The 20,431-nt window shown below is 44.6% G+C and carries 17 protein-coding genes; 12 read left to right on the top strand and 5 right to left on the bottom strand.

Annotated elements, in window-relative coordinates; genetic code table 11:
* Nucleotides 1-124: 124 nt before the first annotated feature.
* From AC4MCC_RS11330 to AC4MCC_RS11315, 4 genes are all read left to right on the top strand, one after another.
* Nucleotides 125-1,384, top strand: coding sequence for a D-amino acid dehydrogenase (locus AC4MCC_RS11330; RefSeq protein WP_491885306.1), 1,260 nt, complete (start codon nt 125-127; stop codon nt 1,382-1,384).
* Nucleotides 1,385-1,419: 35 nt separating this feature from the next.
* Complete coding sequence (alr, locus tag AC4MCC_RS11325) at nt 1,420-2,532, top strand: alanine racemase (RefSeq protein ID WP_491885305.1); 1,113 nt, start codon at nt 1,420-1,422, stop codon at nt 2,530-2,532.
* 38 nt (nt 2,533-2,570) lie between these two features.
* The gene (locus AC4MCC_RS11320) at nt 2,571-2,933 is read left to right on the top strand and encodes a RidA family protein (RefSeq protein WP_491885304.1); all 363 of its coding nucleotides are present in this window, start codon (nt 2,571-2,573) and stop codon (nt 2,931-2,933) included.
* 152 nt (nt 2,934-3,085) lie between these two features.
* Nucleotides 3,086-4,525 carry an amino acid permease gene (locus AC4MCC_RS11315; protein ID WP_419365627.1) on the top strand — a complete coding sequence of 480 codons (1,440 nt, stop codon included), beginning with the start codon at nt 3,086-3,088 and terminating at the stop codon, nt 4,523-4,525.
* Between the two features lie 55 nt (nt 4,526-4,580).
* On the opposite strand, the gene AC4MCC_RS11310 is transcribed toward AC4MCC_RS11315, so the two are convergent.
* Both AC4MCC_RS11310 and AC4MCC_RS11305 read right to left on the bottom strand, forming a co-directional pair.
* The gene (locus AC4MCC_RS11310) at nt 4,581-5,033 is read right to left on the bottom strand and encodes a CopD family protein (RefSeq protein ID WP_004783286.1); all 453 of its coding nucleotides are present in this window, start codon (nt 5,031-5,033) and stop codon (nt 4,581-4,583) included.
* A 23-nt stretch (nt 5,034-5,056) separates the two neighbouring features.
* Nucleotides 5,057-6,286 carry a beta-ketoacyl synthase N-terminal-like domain-containing protein gene (locus AC4MCC_RS11305; protein ID WP_034701624.1) on the bottom strand — a complete coding sequence of 410 codons (1,230 nt, stop codon included), beginning with the start codon at nt 6,284-6,286 and terminating at the stop codon, nt 5,057-5,059.
* Nucleotides 6,287-6,560: 274 nt separating this feature from the next.
* Between AC4MCC_RS11305 and AC4MCC_RS11300 the strand changes: the two genes are divergently transcribed.
* The 7 genes from AC4MCC_RS11300 to rimI all read left to right on the top strand — a co-directional run bounded on the left by AC4MCC_RS11300 (nt 6,561) and on the right by rimI (nt 14,498).
* Nucleotides 6,561-8,075 carry an EcsC family protein gene (locus AC4MCC_RS11300; protein ID WP_491885855.1) on the top strand — a complete coding sequence of 505 codons (1,515 nt, stop codon included), beginning with the start codon at nt 6,561-6,563 and terminating at the stop codon, nt 8,073-8,075.
* A 154-nt stretch (nt 8,076-8,229) separates the two neighbouring features.
* A complete protein-coding gene (rpsL, locus tag AC4MCC_RS11295) occupies nt 8,230-8,604 on the top strand; it encodes a 30S ribosomal protein S12 (protein WP_002050319.1) in 375 nt (124 codons plus the stop codon).
* A 181-nt stretch (nt 8,605-8,785) separates the two neighbouring features.
* On the top strand, nt 8,786-9,256 hold the full coding sequence (rpsG, locus tag AC4MCC_RS11290) for a 30S ribosomal protein S7 (protein ID WP_067728659.1): 471 nt from the start codon (nt 8,786-8,788) through the stop codon (nt 9,254-9,256).
* A gap of 130 nt (nt 9,257-9,386) precedes the next feature.
* On the top strand, nt 9,387-11,522 hold the full coding sequence (fusA, locus tag AC4MCC_RS11285; protein WP_067728661.1) for an elongation factor G: 2,136 nt from the start codon (nt 9,387-9,389) through the stop codon (nt 11,520-11,522).
* A 96-nt stretch (nt 11,523-11,618) separates the two neighbouring features.
* Nucleotides 11,619-12,809, top strand: a complete 1,191-nt coding sequence (gene tuf / locus AC4MCC_RS11280; protein WP_491885303.1) for an elongation factor Tu — start codon at nt 11,619-11,621, stop codon at nt 12,807-12,809.
* A gap of 234 nt (nt 12,810-13,043) precedes the next feature.
* The gene (locus AC4MCC_RS11275; RefSeq protein ID WP_491885302.1) at nt 13,044-13,925 is read left to right on the top strand and encodes a metal-dependent hydrolase; all 882 of its coding nucleotides are present in this window, start codon (nt 13,044-13,046) and stop codon (nt 13,923-13,925) included.
* Nucleotides 13,926-14,039: 114 nt separating this feature from the next.
* Nucleotides 14,040-14,498 carry a ribosomal protein S18-alanine N-acetyltransferase gene (gene rimI / locus AC4MCC_RS11270; protein ID WP_180002414.1) on the top strand — a complete coding sequence of 153 codons (459 nt, stop codon included), beginning with the start codon at nt 14,040-14,042 and terminating at the stop codon, nt 14,496-14,498.
* A 27-nt stretch (nt 14,499-14,525) separates the two neighbouring features.
* Here rimI and AC4MCC_RS11265 read toward each other — a convergent pair whose 3' ends face one another.
* From AC4MCC_RS11265 to trxB, 3 genes are all read right to left on the bottom strand, one after another.
* The gene (locus AC4MCC_RS11265) at nt 14,526-15,341 is read right to left on the bottom strand and encodes an arginyltransferase (RefSeq protein WP_491876119.1); all 816 of its coding nucleotides are present in this window, start codon (nt 15,339-15,341) and stop codon (nt 14,526-14,528) included.
* Nucleotides 15,342-15,362: 21 nt separating this feature from the next.
* On the bottom strand, nt 15,363-16,094 hold the full coding sequence (gene aat, locus AC4MCC_RS11260; protein WP_491876118.1) for a leucyl/phenylalanyl-tRNA--protein transferase: 732 nt from the start codon (nt 16,092-16,094) through the stop codon (nt 15,363-15,365).
* A gap of 83 nt (nt 16,095-16,177) precedes the next feature.
* Nucleotides 16,178-17,137, bottom strand: a complete 960-nt coding sequence (gene trxB, locus AC4MCC_RS11255; RefSeq protein WP_419363078.1) for a thioredoxin-disulfide reductase — start codon at nt 17,135-17,137, stop codon at nt 16,178-16,180.
* Nucleotides 17,138-17,375: 238 nt separating this feature from the next.
* Here trxB and AC4MCC_RS11250 point away from each other — a divergent pair, with 238 nt between their 5' ends.
* Nucleotides 17,376-20,426, top strand: a complete 3,051-nt coding sequence (locus tag AC4MCC_RS11250; protein ID WP_491885301.1) for a DNA translocase FtsK — start codon at nt 17,376-17,378, stop codon at nt 20,424-20,426.
* The last annotated feature ends 5 nt before the right edge of the window (nt 20,427-20,431 follow it).

Raw genomic sequence — 20,431 nt, 5'->3', positions numbered from 1 at the left:
TTTTAAAAATGACGCGAAGAATCTAGTGAATTTGCTGAATATATCAGTTTAAAACAGTGAAATTCACTATTGATCCAAAAATATACTGGTGAAATAAACTATAAATGTCATTGAGGGTAATGTCATGCGCGTAATTGTATTGGGTGGTGGTGTCATTGGTGTAACAAGTGCCTACTATCTTGCGCAGCAGGGAGCAGAAGTGACTGTCCTTGACCGTCAGGCAGGTCCGGCTGAAGAAACCAGTTTTGGTAATGCGGGCCAGATTTCTCCTGGTTATTCGACACCATGGGCAGCACCTGGCATTCCATTTAAAGCAGTGAAATGGATGTTCCAGCATCATGCACCATTGGCGATTAATGTTGATGGTAGTCTGTGGCAGTTACAGTGGATGGCCCAGATGCTGAAAAACTGTAATGCTCAACATTATGCAGTGAATAAAGAACGTATGGTGCGGGTCGCCGAATATAGCCGTGACTGTTTACGTAATCTACGTCGTGATATCGGCATTTCTTATGAAAACCGTTCTAAAGGAACCTTGCAGATTTTCCGTAAGGAAGCACAGCTCGATGCAGTGCAACGTGATATCGAAGTGCTGAAAGAAACCGGCGTGGATTTTGAGTTGCTGGATCGTGAGCAGCTAGCCAAAGTTGAACCGGCACTGGCAGAAGCTAAAGATAAACTGGTGGGTGGTTTGCATCTGCCAAATGATGAAACCGGTGATTGCTACCTGTTTACCAATGCACTGGCCAATTACGCCAAAGGCATGGGCGTACAATTCAAGTTTAACCAGCAGGTTGAAAAACTGCTGTTTGAAGGTGACCAGATCAAAGGTGTACTGGTTAATGGTCAGGTATTGACCGCAGATAAATATGTGCTGGCTTTTGGCAGCTATTCCCGTGATTTCCTGAAGCCGCTACATCTGGATCTGCCGGTGTATCCAGTCAAAGGTTATTCATTGACCATTCCAATTGTGGATCAGACTCATGCACCACAATCGACTGTGCTGGATGAAACTTACAAGATTGCATTGACTCGTTTTGATCAGCGCATCCGTGTCGGTGGTATGGCAGAGCTAACAGGCTTTAATTTGGGCCTGAATGAGGATCGCCGTGCAACCTTGGAAATGGTCACTCGTGACCTGTTTCCGGGCGGCGATATGGCGCAGGCCAGTTTCTGGACCGGCTTACGTCCAATGACTCCGGATAGCACACCAATTATTGGATCGACACGCTTTAACAATCTGTTCCTGAATACTGGGCACGGTACCTTAGGCTGGACCATGGCCTGTGGTTCAGGAAAGCTGATCAGTGATCTGGTACTGGGTCAAGCACCTGAGATTAGTACTGAAGGTTTATCACTGAATCGTTATCAGCAGGTTGCTTAAGCTTTTAAGGATTATCAGTTTCAGGGAAGAAATTTATGCCACGTCCAATACACGCGGTGATTCATCAACAGGCATTGCAACATAACCTGCAAGTTGCACGTTCCTGCGCACCTCAAAGCCAGGTCTTTGCAATCGTCAAAGCTGATGCTTATGGGCATGGTATTGAGCGGGTTTATCCCGCATTAAAAAGTGCCGATGGTTTTGCCTTTCTGGATCTTATTGAAGGAAAGCGTTTGCGTGCCTTAGGCTGTGACAAACCCTTATTGTTGCTGGAAGGCATTTTTGGCCTTGAAGATTTATTCGACTGCGCCAAGTATGAGATAAGTTTTGCAATTCATGCCCAGCATCAACTGGAATGGTTAAAAACCTTTGTCCAATTACAACCAGACGTACAGTTTGATGTCTTTTTAAAAATGAATAGCGGAATGAACCGGCTCGGTTTTTTACCTGAGCAGTATCGTGTCGCTTTTCAGGAATTAAAAAATATTAAGCAAGTATGCTCCATCAGTCATATGACACATTTTTCCGATGCGGATGGCATGCGCCTTGGACAGGAAGGTATTGAACATCAACAGCTGGTCTTTACCGAAACCATTCAAAATCTGCCGGGCAAAACTTCACTCAGTAATAGTGCTGCCATTCTGCGTCATCATCAGCATATACAGTCAGACATTGTACGTAGCGGCATCATGCTTTACGGCAGCTCACCTGACTATCCTACCCATACGATTGATCACTGGAACTTAAAGCCGACCATGAGTCTGCGTAGCGAACTGATCGCGATTCAGCAGGTTCGGGCAGGAGACAGCATTGGTTATGGCTCTACTTTTGTAGTTGAGCAAGAGATGCAGATTGGAATTGTAGCCTGTGGTTATGCGGATGGTTATCAGCGAATCACACAAACTGGAACACCAGTTTTGGTAGATGGGATTCGAACCCAAACGATCGGTCGCATCAGTATGGATATGCTGGCGGTTGATCTAGCTTCTGTCCCGGATGCGCAGATTGGTAGCGAAGTTGTGCTGTGGGGACAATCCATACACGGCACAGTATTGCCGATTGATGAAGTGGCCGCGGGTTCGGGTACGGTTGGCTATGAGCTGATGTGTGCCATCACCCAACGTGTGCCTGTACAGATTGAAAGCTAAAGATTAAACAAATATTAGAAATAAGAGAGGATAAAATTATGACGGAACATGCACATATTCAGCGTTTGAACAGCAATCAGGTCATGAGTGCTGTCACCATTCATAATCAAACCGTGTATTTATCAGGGCAGGTGCCAGACAGCACCAGTCTGGATATTCGTGGTCAAACGCGTGAAGTGCTCTTGAAGATTGATCAACTCCTTAAACTGGCAGGTACAGACAAAAGCCGTCTGTTATCTGCACAGCTCTTTGTTAAAAACCTGGAAGACTTTCAAACCGTCAATGCACTCTGGATTGAATGGCTCGAGGGATATGGCACACCAGCACGCGCAACCATTCAGGCGGATCTGGTAAATCCCGTCTGGTTAATTGAAATTGCAGTGATTGCAGCCCTCCCTTAAGTTGCTTCAGATTTTTATATCTCCCAACTTGATTTTGTAAGCACATCAGGCCTGATCATTTAATTCATTAAATGAAACTGTATCTGCAATCAGGATTTCAGGAAGAAATCCGATCAGATGAGCGAGGGCCTGATGGGAAAAAGGAACCGAATATGAATACAGCCTCCTCCAAAGATGATGCATCATCATCTCCCCATGAATTACAGCGTAAGCTCTCTAACCGCCATTTGCAGTTAATTGCCATTGGTGGTGCCATTGGTACAGGCCTGTTTATGGGTTCTGGTAAAACGATTGCACTGGCAGGGCCTTCAATCTTATTTATCTACATGATTATTGGAGCCATGTTCTTTTTCCTAATGCGTGCATTAGGGGAAATTTTACTGTCCAATCTGCACTACAAATCCTTCATTGATATGGCGCATGACCTGATTGGTCCGGGGGCTGGCTATTATATTGGCTGGTCGTACTGGCTGGGCTGGATTCTGGTCGGTATTGCCGACTTAGCGGCAATTATCAATTATCTGAATTTCTGGCTGCCACCCGATATGGCTTTTACACCCATGGGGCAGGCCATGATCAGTGCTGGCTGTGTACTGCTGGTACTGGGAATTAACCTGCTGACCGTTAAGCTGTTTGGTGAAATCGAGTTCTGGTTTGCACTGATTAAAATTCTGGCGATTTTAGGCCTGATTGCGATTGGCGGATATATGATCTTCAGCGACTTCCAGGCACCAGGTGGATCGGCTGCCAGCCTGACCAATGTCTGGGCCTATGATGGTATGTTCCCTAAGGGCACAATGGGCTTTCTGGCTGGCTTCCAGATTGCGATGTTTGCTTTCGTCGGTGTAGAACTGCTGGGTACGATGGCGGCTGAAACCAAGGATCCTGAAAAGAACTTGCCTAAAGCAGTGAATGCGATTCCTACACGGATCATCCTGTTCTATGTGTTGTCTCTGCTGGTCATTATGTCTGTAACACCGTGGGTAGAAATTCCTGCTGATCAAAGTCCTTTTGTAACACTGTTTCTGCATGCGGGTATTCCGGTGTCAGCCATTATCATGAATCTGGTGGTACTGTCTTCTGTGATGTCCTCCATGAATAGTGGCGTGTTCTCTACCAGTCGGATGCTGTTTGGTTTGGCACGTGATGGTCAGGCACCTCAGGCTTTGGCTGAGCTTTCAAGTCGTGCAGTTCCGGCTAAAGGTCTGTTATTTTCCTGTGCCTTTATTATGGCAGGTGCGGCTTTCCAGTATTTTGTGCCGAACACGATGGAAGCCTTTACGCTGGCCAGTTCACTCTGTGTGATTCTGTTTATCAGTATCTGGGGGCTGATTATGGTGTGTTATATCCGTTACCGTAAACAGCAACCTGAAAAACATGCCACTTCGACCTTCAAGATGCCGGGCGGAATCTGGATGTCCTATCTGGTGCTGATCTTCTTGTTCTTTGCCTTAGTTATTTTAAGTCTCGAAGTAGATACCATGAAAGCACTGATGATTAGTCCGCTGTGGTTAGTAATTCTGTTCGCCACCTATCACACTTTGTATAAACCACGTCTTCGTAAACGTCAGCAACTTCTCTCCGGAGAATAAAGTACAGACATAAAAAATCCCCGATCAATCGGGGATCTTTTAATTTTAGGGAATCTTAGAAAGTAGGTTTTACAACCACTAAAATCACCACAGCAAATAAAATCAGCGTTGGCATTTCATTAAAGAAGCGCCAGAACTTGTGTGACTTGTAATGGGCATTTTCCATCAGTTTCTTGCGGTAATAACCACATACCAAATGGTAAATGACTAGCAAGCCAACCAAGCCGACTTTCAGATAGAACCATAAGGCTTCATGGTAATGACGCGTTGCATCACCCCAATCGACCAGAAAGTGTGCTGTGATCAGCGTGGCGACCATAGCTGGCCACATAATCCCGCGATACAGCTTGCGTTCCATAATTTCAAAGCGTTGATGACTTACGACATCTTCGCTCATGGCATGGTAGACATAAAGCCGTGGCAGATAGAACAATGCAGCAAACCAGCAAACCACAGCAATAATATGTAATGCTTTTACCCACAAGAAAGCATCAGAAGGAGCATCCATCAAGTCACCCTAAAATGGGCGGCTTAGCCTTCCCATTTTTTGAAAACGAGACAAGCATTTACGCCGCCGAAACCGAAACTGTTACTCATCACAGTATTCAATTTTGCGTCACGTTTTTCAAGTACGATATCAAATGGTTTTGCGCCTTCATCCAGTTCAGTCACATTGATGTTTGGTGCAATAAAGTCATTTTGCATCATCAGGATAGAGTAGATCGCTTCCTGAACACCTGCAGCACCCAGGCTGTGACCTGTCATAGATTTAGTCGAGCTGAGTGGAGGAACGTGACCTTCACCGAAGGCACGTGCCATAGCTTTAAGTTCAGTAACATCACCTGCTGGAGTAGAAGTACCATGTGTATTCACATAGTCAATTTTATCTACACCATGCTGTTTGGCTTCTTCTAGAGCCATCAGGATACAACGTGTTGCCCCTTCGCCAGATGGAGCAACCATGTCAGCACCATCAGAGTTAGCTGCATAAGCCACAACTTCAGCCAGAATATTCGCGCCACGTGCCTGAGCATGTTCTAGAGACTCAAGCACCACGAAACCGCCACCGCCAGCAATCACGAAACCGTCACGGTCTGCTGAATATGGACGAGAAGCTGTTTCAGGTGTGTCGTTGTATTTAGAGCACAGTGCACCCATCGCATCAAATAGCAGGCTTTGAGACCAGTGATCTTCTTCACCACCACCGGCAAGCATTAAATCCTGTTTACCCAGTTGGATCAGATTATAAGCATAACCAATGGCATCGGCAGAAGTTGCACAAGCGCTAGTAATCGAGTGTGCAATCCCTTGTAATTTAAATGCGACACCGACGTTTGCTGTAATGGTATTCGACATGTTGCGTGGTACGAAGAATGGACCAACTTTGCGTGCGCCTTTTTCTTCCAGCAATTTTGTCATTTCTACTACAGAAGCTGTCGAGTTGCCACCTGAACCACCGGCAATACCATAACGTGGATTATTCGCCAGATCTTCCTGTTTTAAACCTGCATGCTCAACGGCTGCAACAGCAGCATTGTAGGCATACATTGCACACACGCCCATAAAGCGTTTCAGCTTACGGTCAATACCATCAAAATCCTGTTCAGCAGCAGCGCTAACATGACTCTTGAAATTCAGTTCAGCATAAGTCGGATTAAAACGTGTTCCTGAAATCCCGTTTTGTAAAGAGTGATTCACATCCTCTAATGTATTACCAATGCACGAGTTAATACCCATACCAGTGATGACAACACGTTTCATCTACAGATCCTTATAGTTTATCTCTGGGGCAGCGGGAGATACTCGGCATTGATAAGACAGCAAAATATAGCGCTAACCCCTATTTCACAATGCAGAACATCATAGCAGAAAGATTTTTGAAATCTTATGGCAAATGTTATGCCGTGTGACAGTAGGTTGAGTTTATAAAGTACTGTGTAGAGCTTTTACTAAATGAAACAGAATAAGGTTGAGATAAATGCTGACTACACCTAGTATTTATACCAAATACAAGCACGTGCATGCTGAGGTAAAAATGGTAAATGCTAATAATAAACAATCTAATGGTCTGATTTCGAATGCCTTTGGAGTGGCGAAAAAGTTCAGTTCAACAGGTTTGGAACTGTTAAATCATGTTGCACCCGATTCTGTGACTAAAACCTTCAATACCGATCATGCTGTTGATAATACCGATCATGCTGTTGATGGCTCGGCAAAAGTCAAAAGCCCTTTTGCTTCAAAAAAATATGAAAATCCCAAAGACATGCTACGCGAACATCTTCCAAATGTTTCCCGTCAGCTGCTGGGCCGTCGTTTTAATACCGTGAATAATGTCGCGCATTTTGTTTCTCCCCAGCTGGCCGACAAAGTATCTGACTACTTTTATAATCACCTGAATCAGTTCAGCAACCAGATGAGTTCGGTTGATGCCATCCTGAATGAAGCAGGGGCGAAGGATTTGGAAGAATTAACTCAGGACACTACGCGTTCTCAACGCATTTCTCAGGCATTTGCTGAACAAAATAAATGGATGGCGACGGTACAAGGCGCTGTAAGTGGTGTCACTGGGGTATTGGGAACTGCGATTGATATTCCAGCTTCTTTACTGATGGCACTGCGTACCATCTATCAAGTGGGACGTTCTTATGGTTTTGACCTGAGCAAGGAAGACGATCAGGAAATTGTACAGCATATCTTTAGACAGATTGATCTCAGTCTGATTGCAGAAAAACAGGCGCTGTTGATGGGGCTTAAAGCGCTGAGCAGTACTTTGAAAACACATGACCTTTCCCAGTTGCAGACTATGCTTGGATCAAGCAATGATGTGGAAACACTGAAAAAATGGCTCAGCAATCAGGATGGTAGCATGAAGTGGGTATGGATGAACCATTTCCCGAAACTGTCTTTATTAGAGCAGTTAACCAAACTGACTCCATTGGCGAGTGCAGGGATTGGCGCAGTCTATAGTCATCGCTTTGTGAATGACGTGAACCAGAAAGCTCAAGAAGTATTCTCGAATGCCCGTCAATATCTATTACAGCATCGTGATAGCTCTGTTTCGGTACTAGAAGCCTATCAAAAATCGAGAGAACTCTTGCAACAGGCTGCACCTAAATTGCTGAATGGTGCCGCTCAAGCAGATAAGAGCGCGCCAGGAGAGCCGATTCTGGATCAGGAGATTCCGATTGAAGGTAATAAAAATATTACCCAGGTCAAGGTAGTCAAAAAGACGGATCAACCGGTCGCCGAGGAAGAAAAAGACGAGCAGGTCAGTGAGGGCTTGAATACGTTGGCAGACCAACTGGTGGAGCCGGTAGCAGATAAACATGTGCAGCAACCTGCGCTGAGTGAACCTGTCCCTGAAGATATAGAGGATACTCTGGCAGAAGCTGAACAGGAGCATGATTCAGGCTCCGAAAATGAAGATCAACAGCAAGCAGATGCACAAACTGCAGATGCGCCGGAGCAGCCTAAAGCCACTGCTAAAAGCACGGCGAAAAATAAAACAAAAAATGTTACTAAAGATGCAGATCCGTCTCAGGAAAAATAGTAGATATTTGAACCGATTAAATAATTGTAAGCGATAGCTGATGTGCATTTGAGTGCTTTCAGTGTGTTGACCAATTATACATCTTGACTTACAATTGCATGCCCTCAAAAAGTAGTAGTTTTTTGGGGCTTTTTATTAACGGGAGAATTGCCACATGGCAACAACAAATCAGTTGATCCGTAAGGGTCGTACGACTTTAGTTGAAAAATCTAAAGTTCCTGCGTTGAAGGCTTGTCCACAACGTCGTGGTGTTTGTACACGTGTTTACACAACTACACCTAAAAAACCTAACTCAGCAATGCGTAAAGTTTGCCGTGTTCGCTTAACTTCTGGTTTTGAAGTATCAAGCTACATCGGTGGTGAAGGCCATAACCTACAAGAGCACAGTGTTGTTCTTATCCGTGGTGGTCGTGTTAAAGATTTACCAGGTGTACGTTACCATACCGTTCGTGGTTCTTTAGACTGTGCTGGTGTTAAAGATCGTAACCAGTCTCGTTCTAAATACGGTACTAAACGTCCTAAGAAATAATTGATCTTTCGAGATTAATTTCTTAGTTCGTAGAACTGCAATCCTTTATCGTCTCGCTTGTCTGATTTCTGCATTTATTTTGTGAAATTCAAGCGACGTGTAGTAAGGCCAGCGAATGTACATGACACTTTGTACTCATGCTGGATAAACCTGAAGTGTCATATTTATAGGTAGTTTTAAAATGCCAAGACGTCGCGTAGTCGCTGCTCGTGAAATCCTTCCGGATCCTAAGTTCAGCAGCCAAACAATCGCTAAATTCATGAACCACGTAATGCAAGATGGTAAAAAATCTATTGCTGAAAGTATCGTTTACGGTGCTTTGGACCGCGTTCAAGAAAAATCTAAAGTAGACCCAGTTGAATTTTTTGAGGCTACTCTTGAAAAAGTTCGTCCAATGGTCGAAGTAAAAGCACGCCGTGTTGGTGGTGCTACATACCAGGTACCTATGGAAGTACGCCCATCCCGTCGTACTGCCCTAGCTATGCGTTGGTTAGTAGATGCTGCTGCTAAGCGTTCTGAAAAAACTATGGCTTTACGTCTTGCTGGCGAGTTGCTTGATGCAGCTGAAGGTAAAGGCGCAGCGGTTAAAAAACGTGAAGATGTGCACCGTATGGCTGAAGCCAACAAAGCCTTCTCTCACTACCGTTTCTAAGCACATAAAACAGGCCCTTATCAGGACGGTGATGATATGGGTTTCATCCAATCGTCATCAAAACGCTTTAAGTTGCTAGCAACTTAAAGCGTCCTGTTTTAAACAACAAAATTTAGGAATGCTAGAAATCATGGCACGTCAAACCCCAATTTCTCGTTACCGTAACATCGGTATTTCCGCGCACATCGATGCTGGTAAAACAACGACTTCTGAACGTATTTTGTTCTACACAGGTGAGAGCCATAAACTAGGTGAAACTCACGAAGGTTCAGCAACAACTGACTGGATGGAACAAGAGCAAGAACGTGGTATTACCATTACTTCAGCAGCAGTAACATGCTTCTGGAAAGGTATGGCTAACCAGTTCGACCAACACCGTATTAACGTTATTGACACCCCGGGACACGTTGACTTCACGATCGAAGTTGAGCGTTCTATGCGTGTTCTTGACGGTGCATGTATGGTTTACTGTGCTGTAGGTGGTGTACAACCTCAGTCTGAAACTGTATGGCGTCAAGCAAACAAATATAAAGTGCCTCGTATTGCGTTCGTAAACAAAATGGACCGTACTGGCGCGAACTTCTTCCGTGCTGTGGAACAAGTAAAAACACGTCTTGGCGGTAACCCTGTGCCAATCGTGATTCCAGTTGGCGCTGAAGAAAACTTCCAAGGTGTTGTTGACCTAATCGAAATGAAATCGATTATCTGGGACGAAGCGTCTCAAGGTATGAAGTTCGAATATGGTGAAATCCCTGCTGACTTAGTTGAGCTAGCTAACGAATGGCGTACTAACATGGTTGAAGCTGCTGCGGAAGCATCAGAAGAACTCATGGACAAGTACCTTGAAGAAGGCGAGTTGACTAAAGAAGAAATCGTTTCTGGTCTGCGTGCACGTACATTGTTGAATGAAATTCAACCAATGCTTTGTGGTTCAGCGTTCAAAAACAAAGGTGTTCAACGTATGTTGGATGCTGTTATTGAGTTCTTGCCAGCGCCAACTGACGTTGAAGCAATTAAAGGTATCTTAGACGACAAAGACGAAACTGAAGGTTCTCGTGAAGCGTCTGACGATGCTCCGTTCTCTGCGCTTGCGTTCAAAATCATGAACGACAAATTCGTAGGTAACTTGACATTCGTACGTGTTTACTCTGGTGTTCTTAAAGCGGGTAGCCCGTGTTATAACCCAGTAAAAATGAAACGTGAACGTGTTGGCCGTATCGTACAGATGCACGCAAATGACCGTCATGACATCGAAGAAATTCGTGCAGGTGACATCGCAGCGTGTGTAGGTCTTAAAGATACGACAACTGGTGATACGCTTTGTGATGAAAACAACATCATTACACTTGAGCGTATGGAATTCCCAGAGCCAGTAATTGCACTTGCAGTTGAACCTAAAACTAAAGCTGACCAAGAAAAAATGTCAGTTGCTTTAGGTCGTTTGGCGAAAGAAGATCCATCGTTCCGTGTACGTACTGACGAAGAATCTGGTCAAACAATTATTGCTGGTATGGGTGAGCTTCACCTTGACATCATCGTTGACCGTATGAAGCGTGAGTTCAACGTTGAAGCGAACATTGGTAAACCAATGGTTGCTTACCGCGAAACGATCAAGAAATCTGTTGAGCAAGAAGGTAAATTCGTTCGTCAAACTGGTGGTAAAGGTAAATTCGGTCACGTATACGTACGTTTAGAGCCGCTTGACCCTGAAACTGGTAAAGACTACGAGTTCGCTGAAGAAGTTGTTGGTGGTGTAGTACCTAAAGAATTCTTTGGTGCGGTTGACAAAGGTATCCAAGAACGTATGAAGAATGGTGTCCTTGCTGGTTATCCAGTAGTTGGCATCAAAGCGACATTGTTCGACGGTTCTTACCATGATGTCGACTCTGACGAATTATCGTTCAAAATGGCAGGTTCTTATGCCTTCCGTGATGGTTTCATGAAAGCAGATCCTATCTTGCTTGAGCCTATCATGAAAGTTGAAGTAGAAACTCCAGAAGACTACATGGGCGATATCATGGGTGACTTAAACCGTCGTCGTGGTCTTGTTCAAGGTATGGACGATTTACCTGGCGGTACTAAAGCGATTCGTGCAGAAGTTCCACTTTCTGAGATGTTTGGTTACGCAACTCATATGCGTTCTATGTCTCAAGGTCGTGCGACTTACTCTATGGAGTTCGCTAAGTACGCTGAAACTCCACGTAACGTGGCTGAAGGCATTATCGCTAAATTCCAGTCTGGCGGTAAAAAAGGTGACGACGAGTAATCTTTCGATTACTATAAGCCCAAACTAATTCATAGTTAAAAACCAAAATCGCTTGTAGGGCTCACCCCCTACAGGCAGTTTAAAAAGGAAGATCTCATGGCTAAGGCTAAGTTCGAACGTAATAAGCCACACGTTAACGTGGGCACAATCGGTCACGTTGACCATGGTAAAACAACTTTAACAGCTGCGATTGCAACTGTATGTGCTAAAACATTCGGTGGTGAAGCGAAAGACTACGCTGCAATCGACTCTGCACCAGAAGAAAAAGCACGTGGTATTACAATTAATACTTCACACGTAGAATACGATTCTCCAACTCGTCACTACGCTCACGTAGACTGCCCGGGCCACGCCGATTATGTTAAAAACATGATTACTGGTGCTGCTCAGATGGACGGCGCGATCCTTGTATGTGCTGCGACTGACGGTCCAATGCCACAAACTCGTGAACACATCCTGCTTTCTCGTCAGGTAGGTGTACCTTACATCGTTGTATTCTTGAACAAATGCGACCTTGTAGACGACGAAGAGCTTCTTGAACTGGTTGAAATGGAAGTTCGTGAACTTCTTTCTACTTACGACTTCCCAGGTGATGACACTCCTGTAATCCGTGGTTCAGCACTTGCTGCACTTAACGGTGAAGCTGGTCAATACGGCGAACCAGCTGTAGTAGCACTTGTTGAAGCGCTTGACTCTTACATCCCAGAACCAGAACGTGCAATCGACCAAGCATTCTTGATGCCAATCGAAGACGTATTCTCAATTTCTGGTCGTGGTACAGTTGTAACTGGCCGTGTTGAAACTGGTATCATCAAAGTTGGTGAAGAAGTTGAAATCGTGGGTATCAAAGACACAGTTAAGACTACTGTAACTGGCGTTGAAATGTTCCGTAAACTTCTTGACGAAGGCCGTGCTGGTGAGAACTGTGGTATCTTGCTTCGTGGTACTAAACGTGAAGACGTACAACGTGGTCAAGTACTTGCTAAACCAGGTTCTATCAAACCGCACACTAAATTCGATGCAGAAGTATACGTACTTTCTAAAGACGAAGGTGGTCGTCACACTCCATTCCTTAACGGTTACCGTCCACAGTTCTACTTCCGTACAACTGACGTAACTGGCGCGATTTCTTTGAAAGAAGGCGTTGAAATGGTTATGCCTGGTGACAACGTAGAAATGTCAGTAGAACTAATCCACCCAATCGCAATGGACCCAGGTCTACGTTTTGCGATCCGTGAAGGTGGTCGTACAGTTGGTGCTGGTGTAGTTGCTAAAGTAACTGCATAATCGCTGATTGTGTGAAAAAAGCGTCCCTTTGGGACGCTTTTTTTATATCTGTAAATTCAACTTACTCATTTTCAAGCATATTTAAATTGTCTAACAATATATTTATAAGCTGTCCTTAAGTGATATTTCACTGACCTTATCTGCACTTATGTGAAAAATTCAACGCAGTAATATAACTATAAGAATTTTAATAATTAGATTTCAGCTCTATATAGAACTGAGGGGAGTAAGTGTATGAATGCTCAAGTGAAAATTACCAATCGTGCAGGCGCAAGTTTTCCGGTACGTCGTATGAGTTTTGATTTTGATCAAGTGTCAGAATACTGGATGAATGGTTCAGCAGGACTGACTCACTTTATGACTGCACTCTCTGCACTATTCCCGGCAGGCGAAAAATTCTTTATTGATTCTGTTCGTGCTGTACGTCAGCATCCAGCCATTAAAGATAATGAGGCGTTGCAAAAGGAAATTTCTGCCTTTATTGGTCAGGAAGCCATGCATACCCAGGAACATGTGGGTTTTAATGCTTCAGCGCAACGTCATGGTCATGATGTTGATACGCTAGATCGTTATACTGACCGAGTCATTCAAACTGCACGCAAAATCTTTGCGGCAGTCGGTAAGCCAGTCGGTATTACCCAGGAAATGGTGGACCTCACTGCGACGACTGCACTAGAACATTTTACTGCGACCATTGCATCTCAGTTACTGACCAATCATCATATTCAGGAACTGATGAAAGATGACACCATGAAAACCATGTGGCTCTGGCATGCAATTGAAGAGAATGAACACAAGGCCGTGGCCTATGATGTATTCGAAGGTGTTTTCGGTAAAGGCTTAAAATCTTATCTGCTGCGTACCACTTCATTAGTCGCTGCAATGGTCACCCTATTCTTTGTACAAAGCTACTTTGTATTGCGTTTATTGAAAGAAGACCGTCAGTTAAGTCTCGGAGCTTTAAAAGAAATTTATACTTATGGTTATAGCCCATCTAAAGGAATTATTACCGGTATGGGTAAAGAAATGCTGATGTACTTTAAACCTAGTTTTCATCCAAATGATCATGACACCCATAGCTTATTACAAAGCTGGAAACAAAAACTGGGCCTTTAATTTAAAACTAGATTAAAAGACTGAAGAGCAACCTAAGTTGCTCTTTTTTTTTGCTCGATTTTTTAAATAAAGTTTCTATAATGCGGAGGTTAATTCTAGATAAGATGAACGAAGATGATTCGTTTGATGCAAGCTGCGGATGTACCAGCCGTTGCCAAGATTGAAACCAAAGTACAATCCCATCCCTGGACCTTTAAACAATTTGAAGATGCTGTTACTGCTTATCAAAGCACTGTGATTGAACAAGCAGGGCAAGTCGTAGGGTTCTGCATTTTACAGCCGGTGTTGGATGAAGCCAATTTATTACTGATGGCAATTGATCCTGCGCAACAGGGCAAAGGTTTAGGTTATCAGTTGCTAGATGCCTCAATTGCATTATTGAAAAATAGTCCAGTACAAATCTTTCTGGAAGTACGGGAAAGCAATACTGCTGCAATTAAACTGTATGAAAAAACCGGTTTTCATCAGATTGATCTGCGCAAGAACTATTATCCGAATTCGAATGGCACTCGGGAACATGCCATTATTATGGTGAAGTCCTGTACTGATGATTTTGCCAGCCTGTTTAAATAATATTCCAGCTCTTATTTGACGACTAACTTACTTGATGATGGGATTATTCCATCCGCTAGGCAAGGTCGTCATCAAGGAGTTTCCCAGATGTTCAATCTCCACCGGAGTAAGGGTGCGGTTTAATCGGCGCCACTGCCCGTCAATTAATAATTCAAGTGGCAGGTATTGAGACTTGTAGTTCATTTTGGCTGAATGTGGAACCCAGTAGCCCAGATACACAAACTGCAAACCAAGTTTTTGAGTGTGCTCAATCTGTTTCAGAATCGCAAAGGCACCCAGGGAACGGCGGTTCTCATCAGGATCAAAGAAAGTATACACCGCTGAAACGCCATCATCGAGCAGGTCACAAGTCGATACGCTGATCAGACGGTCATCTTTCCATAATTCCAGAAAGAAACTATCGGTACAGCTTTGTAGTAAAAACTTTTCGAACTGGTCACGGCTAGGTGGGTACATATCACCATCTGCATGGCGTTCATTAATATAACGTTCGTAGAGGGCGTAATGTATATCTGTGGCCTGTTCAGGATGGGTAATTTTAACCGTCAAATCCTGATTACGTTTCCAGGCTTTTTTTTGCGAGCTGTTCATTTGGAATTCATGAACAGGAATACGTGAAGATAAGCATTGACGGCACAGGTGGCATTCAGGCCGATAGACAAAATCACCACTACGACGGAAACCGGTACGAGAAAGCTCGGACAGCGTCACTACATCAATACGGTGCGCTGGATCAAGAAAAACCATGCGCGCGGACTTGTTGAGCAGATAGCTACAGTCATGCGGCGGCGTAATATAATACTGTAAATCGTTCAGTAGGGACTGTGGTTGATAAGAGTTCATAACAAGTGCCCTCTGTTATTTTCATTCACTTAATCGCGCAGACTGCGCTATTGTTTTACTTGAAAATACACCGTCTTGATACTTTTTCCAATTGATCGCAGGCTGTTTTATCACATCTTGTAACGATTTAAGATATGTATGGCGAGAAATTGTACAGGCACCTAGACTCATCAAGTGATCATTCACCAATTGACAGTCAATCCAGGGCAACTGATTTTCTCTGCCAATCAGCATCAGGGTATAAAAAGCCATTTTAGAAACATCGGTTTGGGTACTGAACATGGATTCACCGAAACAGCCTTTACCAATGGTCACCCCGTAAAGTCCACCTACTACGCGATCTTCATCCCAAACCTCAATACTATAGCCATAGCCTGCGTCGAACAAATCGCAATAACCTTGAATGATCTCTTCACTAATCCAGGTCTCATCTGCGTAAGCGCGAGGCAATGAGCAGGAACGGATGACTCTTTCAAAAGCATGATTCACCGTAATTTTATAATCCCGTTTTTTCATACTGCGAAGCAGGGATTTGCTGGGATGATAATCCTCTGGTCGAATAATGCAGCGTGGTTCCGGACTCCACCAGCAGATCGGATCACCTTCAGAAAACCAAGGGAAGAGACCATGGGTATAGGCCTCATACAAAGTAGAAAGGGAGAGGTCTGCACCGATACAAATCAGGCCTTCGCCCTCAAGATCCGCTTCTTCAGGATTGGGGAAAATGTACTGTGAAGGAGGAAGAAGATGCATGCAGAACCCTGATCTTGTAATAGACTGTTTTTATCATACATAAAAAAACCGCCCATGATGGACGGTCTTTTTATTTTCGATGCTTAGTCTAATTTACCCATTGCGTCGAGATATTTTTCTGCATCCAATGCCGCCATACAGCCTGAACCTGCAGAGGTAATCGCCTGACGGTAGATGCTGTCTGCGATATCGCCTGCAGCAAATACACCCGGGATAGAGGTCTGAGTGGCATTACCCGCTGTACCGCTTTGTACCTGAATATAGCCATCACGCAGTTCTAGCTGGCCTTCGAACATGGTGCTATTTGGTTTATGACCAATAGCAACAAACAGACCTGAAACTTCAACATCCTGAGTTGAATCATCTTGAGTTGATTTTAAACGTACCGCAGTGACGCCAGTGGTATCACCCAACACTTCTTCTACCTGATGATTCCAGATAATGCTGATTTTGCCTTCTTTTTCTTTTTCAAAAAGATGGTCTTGCAGGATTTTTTCAGAACGCAACGTGTCACGACGATGAACCAGAGTCACATGAGAAGCGATGTTAGAGAGATATAACGCTTCTTCAACAGCAGTATTACCACCGCCCACAACCATGACTTTTTGCTCTTTATAGAAGAAACCGTCACAGGTTGCACATGCGCTCACGCCTTGACCCATAAATGCAGCTTCTGATTCCAGACCCAGGTATTGCGCAGTTGCACCAGTACAAATGATCAGGGCATCACAAGTGAACTCTTCCATATCGCCTTTCAGGAGGAATGGACGAACGTTAAGGTCAACTTCATTGATATGATCATAAACAATTTCAGTACCAAAACGTTCTGCATGAGCCTGCATACGTTCCATTAAAGCTGGACCAGTCAGACCTTCAGGATCGCCAGGCCAGTTATCTACTTCAGTCGTTGTGGTTAATTGACCACCCAGTTGCAGACCTGCAATCAGGGTCGGTTTTAAGTTTGCACGCGCTGCATAGACTGCTGCGCTATAGCCAGCAGGGCCAGAACCTAAAATAATCAGTCGTGAGTGACGTGCGCTCATTCGCTGTATCCTTTTTTATTTAGAAATTTATTGAATTATACGTGAAACTGTATAACAGTGGTGTGAGATTAAAGTCGATATTATTGATCATCGAAATCGATTTGGGCTATATAGAAGAAGTACACAATAATGCATCTTTTTTGATGCAACAGGTGCATAATATGCATTTTATTGCGACGCTTTTTTTGAAGCATACCAGCAAAAGAATATTCATGAAGAATTGGTTACAGGACAGTATATGACAGCGGTGTCGAGTGCCTATGCACAGCGCTTAGTAATGACATTATTTTTAGTCTCATTTGGGATTTATCTGTTTCTTGCAACAGTGACCTATACACCATTTGATCCGGGGTGGATGCATATCTCTAGTGATACGCAGACAGTTTCAAATGCGAGTGGGGTTGCGGGGGCCTGGATTTCAGACCTGTTATTTGGTTTTCTCGGTTGGGCAAGCCTGCTGATCCCTGTGTATCTGTTTATGGAAGCAATCCAGGTCTGGTGGCCGCGCAGCTTCCTGAACCGCCCATTCCGTTATGCTGCCCAATTCTTCCTGTTATTGACTACATCGGCGTTGCTGTTTCTGTTCTGGCAAGTTCCAGCCGATACGCTGGATAATTCTTCAGGCGGCATTATTGGCTATGAGCTGGGCCAAAGTCTTGAACAATTACTAACCGTCTATGGCGCAGCTTTTTTCTTGCTGGTGCTTTGGGTGGTTCTGTTTACCTTGGCATTTGGTGTGAAATGGAACAAGACCTGGAGCAGTCTCAAGGCAACGCCTGCTTATCTGCAAGATCTGTTCTATCGTAATGTACCAGAAGGCATGTCGGATTTTGACCGTACTGCGCCTGTAATGAAAAAAGAAGCGGTAAAAGCAGCTGCCAAAAAAGTGACAGTACCAGTCACTGCCGCACCTGAACATGATCTGGTAGAAGTCGACCCTGTAGTTCGCGATCATGTCGCTGAACGCCTGTTTGAGGATTTTGCAGATAAAGAATCGCACCAGCCTCACCACTATGAAGAAGATATTTCTGAACCTGTACAGACATCAGCTTCAGAACCTGTTCAGGAACAAGCACCGCGAACAGTAGAGCCGGATCGTGTGGTGGCAACAGGGGAGGTGTGGCGTGCGTTACATTCCAATGAAGACCAGCGTCACAAGCAGGATATCGATGCCTTACTTAAAGCTGCAGAAGAAGAGCAAGCTGACTTTTCTCCTGACGCATTTGCAGCTGCACCAACGAATCATAGTGCTCATGAAGTGACATCATCCGCTACAGCTAAGAATAATCTGGATTGGGATGATGATGAAATTTTTGATGAGTTATTGGCCGCAGTTCCGCAAGGTAAAACAGCAACGGATGTGCATAGTCCGTTTAATTCAGCAGCAGCTGAAAAATCCCTTCGAATTGTAGAAAATGCTGGAACGGTCAGTTCCACTGCTGCTGTTCCGCTCATGGCTGCACATGCGATTAAAAATACCAGCCTGGAAGCAGATTTTGATGATCTGGACGACTTGCTTGTTGAAGCCGATGAGCCAAAACCCGCACCTGTACGTGCGTCAAGCTATGCCCAGTCTTCTGCTTTTGTTCAGGCACCGATTCAGCGTGTAGAGACAACAGCTCAAACCGCAGCGACTAATGCAGCAGTTCGGGAAGCATTGTCCAAAGAAGAATTTATTGAAGCTTGGCATGAAACTGCCGGTAAGCCTCAGGATGAAGACGAGTTTGATTTCGATGCGCCATTGACGGATGCCGCTGGACGTCCAATGTCACGCGCCATGCAGGTCGCTGAGCGCCGTAAAGACCTGTCACCATTGCCGGGTCTGGAATTGCTGGATAAAGTCGATCCGAACAAAAAAGTGAATTTCACTGAAGAGCAATTATCCCGTTTATCAGAACTTCTGGAAATCAAACTTCAGGAATTTAACGTTAAAGCCAAAGTGGTCGAGGCTCAACCAGGCCCAGTCGTGACACGTTTTGAACTGGACCTTGCGCCTGGTGTGAAAGCTTCCAAAGTCACTAATATTTCACGTGACTTGGCCCGTTCGATGTCAATGGCTTCAGTACGTGTAGTCGAAGTCATTCCAGGTAAGCCTTATATCGGGATTGAGGTTCCGAACAGCAGCCGTGAAATGGTGCGTTTGATTGAACTGGTACAGATTCCAAAATTCAATGATCCCGATGGCATTTTGTCGATGGCCATGGGTAAGGATATTTCGGGCAATCCGGTAATTACTGAACTGGGTAAAGCACCGCATATGCTGGTGGCAGGGACTACAGGTTCTGGTAAATCGGTGGCGGTTAACTCGATGATTCTATCGATGTTATTGAAGTACACACCAGACCAGTTACGCCTGATCCTGATCGATCCAAAACAGCTTGAATTGGCCAACTATAATGATATTCCACACTTGTTAACCCCAGTTGTGACCGATATGAAAGATGCGGTCAGTGCCTTGAACTGGTGTGTCAATGAAATGGAACGTCGTTACAAACTGATGTCTTTCCTGAAAATCCGTAAGCTCAGCGACTATAACCGTAAGGTGGAAGAGGCGCTTGCCAATGGTGAAGAGCTATTTGATCCAACCTGGAAAGCCAGTGAATCTGTGGCAGGGGAGCGTGCGCCACGTCTGACACCACTACCTTCAATTGTGATCGTAGCGGACGAGTTCGCAGATATGATCATGCAGGTTGGTAAAAAAGCCGAAGAAATGATTACCCGTCTGGCACAGAAATCCCGTGCTGCTGGTATTCACCTGTTACTGGCAACTCAGCGCCCATCGGTAGATGTCATCACCGGTCTGATTAAGGCCAATATTCCAACACGTGTCGCACTTCGTGTGAACTCGAAAATTGACTCACGTACCATTCTCGATGCAGGTGGTGCAGAAGACTTGCTCGGTCATGGTGATATGCTGTTCCTTGGCCCGGGTAAAATTGAGCCGGAGCGCGTACACGGGGCCTTTATTGCCGATGATGAAGTGAACCGGATCTGTGATGCATGGCGTGAACGTGGAGCGCCTAACTATGTGGATGAGATCCTGACTCCATTTGATGAAGAACCGTCTAGTCGTGGTTTTGAAGATGGTGGAGATGGTGGATCGGATCGAGATGCGCTGTATGACCAGTGTGTGGCTTTTGTTTTGGAAACCCGCAAAGCATCAACTTCATCTTTGCAGCGTAAGTTCAGTCTAGGTTATAACCGTGCTGCACGGATCATTGACCAGATGGAAGAAAATGGCATTGTCAGCTCAATGGGTGCCAATGGTAAGCGCGAGATTCTGGTTTAAATCCA

It is taken from the genome of Acinetobacter sp. CAU_H_56, from assembly GCF_058599425.1.
Note: the sequence above shows the minus strand (reverse complement) of the source record. Positions and strands in the feature narration are given on the sequence as shown.

Bases quoted from the DNA above. Each gene is read 5' to 3' on its own strand.
- AC4MCC_RS11330 (WP_491885306.1), top strand. From the start codon at position 125: ATGCGCGTAATTGTATTGGGTGGTGGTGTCATTGGTGTAACAAGTGCC.
- alr (WP_491885305.1), top strand. From the start codon at position 1,420: ATGCCACGTCCAATACACGCGGTGATTCATCAACAGGCATTGCAACAT.
- AC4MCC_RS11320 (WP_491885304.1), top strand. From the start codon at position 2,571: ATGACGGAACATGCACATATTCAGCGTTTGAACAGCAATCAGGTCATG.
- AC4MCC_RS11315 (WP_419365627.1), top strand. From the start codon at position 3,086: ATGAATACAGCCTCCTCCAAAGATGATGCATCATCATCTCCCCATGAA.
- AC4MCC_RS11310 (WP_004783286.1), bottom strand. From the start codon at position 5,033: ATGGATGCTCCTTCTGATGCTTTCTTGTGGGTAAAAGCATTACATATT.
- AC4MCC_RS11305 (WP_034701624.1), bottom strand. From the start codon at position 6,286: ATGAAACGTGTTGTCATCACTGGTATGGGTATTAACTCGTGCATTGGT.
- AC4MCC_RS11300 (WP_491885855.1), top strand. From the start codon at position 6,561: ATGGTAAATGCTAATAATAAACAATCTAATGGTCTGATTTCGAATGCC.
- rpsL (WP_002050319.1), top strand. From the start codon at position 8,230: ATGGCAACAACAAATCAGTTGATCCGTAAGGGTCGTACGACTTTAGTT.
- rpsG (WP_067728659.1), top strand. From the start codon at position 8,786: ATGCCAAGACGTCGCGTAGTCGCTGCTCGTGAAATCCTTCCGGATCCT.
- fusA (WP_067728661.1), top strand. From the start codon at position 9,387: ATGGCACGTCAAACCCCAATTTCTCGTTACCGTAACATCGGTATTTCC.
- tuf (WP_491885303.1), top strand. From the start codon at position 11,619: ATGGCTAAGGCTAAGTTCGAACGTAATAAGCCACACGTTAACGTGGGC.
- AC4MCC_RS11275 (WP_491885302.1), top strand. From the start codon at position 13,044: ATGAATGCTCAAGTGAAAATTACCAATCGTGCAGGCGCAAGTTTTCCG.
- rimI (WP_180002414.1), top strand. From the start codon at position 14,040: ATGATTCGTTTGATGCAAGCTGCGGATGTACCAGCCGTTGCCAAGATT.
- AC4MCC_RS11265 (WP_491876119.1), bottom strand. From the start codon at position 15,341: ATGAACTCTTATCAACCACAGTCCCTACTGAACGATTTACAGTATTAT.
- aat (WP_491876118.1), bottom strand. From the start codon at position 16,094: ATGCATCTTCTTCCTCCTTCACAGTACATTTTCCCCAATCCTGAAGAA.
- trxB (WP_419363078.1), bottom strand. From the start codon at position 17,137: ATGAGCGCACGTCACTCACGACTGATTATTTTAGGTTCTGGCCCTGCT.
- AC4MCC_RS11250 (WP_491885301.1), top strand. From the start codon at position 17,376: ATGACAGCGGTGTCGAGTGCCTATGCACAGCGCTTAGTAATGACATTA.